The organism is Actinomycetospora sp. 2LY8.5 (assembly GCF_057180585.1).
On the sequence record NZ_JBXUHE010000110.1, the window covers coordinates 1 to 1,149 of the forward strand.

Here is a 1,149-nt window from a genome sequence, read left to right on the forward strand (position 1 = left end):
GGGTGTCTCTATGGGGTTGTCAAGCCGCGAGGGGCTCGGGTGCTCGCGCTGGGGCGCGGTAGGGCTGGTGGTCGCGGAGCATGGCGTAGATGACGTCGGTGCGGCGGCGGGCCAGGCATATCAGGGCGGCGTTGTGACGCTTGCCGGCGGCTCTCTTGCGGTCGTAGTAGGCCCGACTGTCGGGGTCGCTCAGCGCGGCGAAGGCGGAGAGGAACAGCGCCGACTTCAGGGCGTGGTTCCCGCGCTGCGAGCGGGTCTCGCCCTTGATCGAGGAGCCGGAACGGCGGGTGACCGGGGCCAGCCCGGCGTAGGCCGCGAGGTGCGCGGCGGTGGGGAACGCCGAGCCGTCGCCGACGATGGTGAGCAGCTTGATCGCGGTCCTGACCCCGAGTCCGGGCATCGTGGTCAGGACCGGTCCAAGAGGGTGGGCCTCCAGGCGAGCCTCGAGCTCGGCGGCCAGGTCGGCGCGTTCGTCGTGGACGTCGCGGAGCTGGCCGGCCACTCCGGTGATGACGCGGGCGAAGGCCGCGGTGCCGGGAACCACGAGCGACTGGGCTGCCAGAGCAGTGAGGATCTGGGCGGGCAGGGTCCGCGCCAGTCGCGGCGAGCGCGGCGCCATCACCGCGGCCATGCCCTCGGCGCCGAGCTCGGTCAGCGCGGCCGGGGTCGGTGCGGCCGCGAGCAGCTCGAGGATCCCGGCGCGGTCCAGACGGGGCCCGATCAGGCGTTCCAGGGCGGGGTGGACGTGCAGCAGCGCGTCGCGGAGCCGGTTGGTCAATCGGGTCGACTGGCCGGCGAGGTCGTCGTCGTAGCCAGCCAGAACGCTGAGTTCGGCGAGGGTTTCGTCGTCGCCGCGGATGCGCCGCAGGGTGTGGGGCATGGTCCGGGCGGCGTCAGCGATGACGTGCGCGTCGCGGGCGTCGGTCTTGGACTGGCCAGGATGCAGGTCGGCGATGCGGCGCATCGCCAGCCCGGGCAGGTAGGCCACCTCGACACCGAGCTCCCGGGCCACCGCGACCGCCAACGCGCCGATCGAGGCGGGTTGGTCGACCACGACCAGCACCCGGCCGTGCTCGGCGAGACGACCGAACACCGCGCGCAGTGCGGCTTCGTCGTTGGGCAGCGCCTTGTCGTGCAGCCGCTTGCCGG

General features: G+C 73.2%; 1 protein-coding gene. It reads right to left on the reverse strand.

Annotated elements, in window-relative coordinates; translation table 11 throughout:
• Nucleotides 1–19: 19 nt before the first annotated feature.
• Nucleotides 20–1,149, reverse strand: a 1,130-nt coding sequence (locus tag AC2A1K_RS35630) for an IS110 family RNA-guided transposase (protein ID WP_483901076.1), incomplete at its 5' end; no start/stop codon positions are given.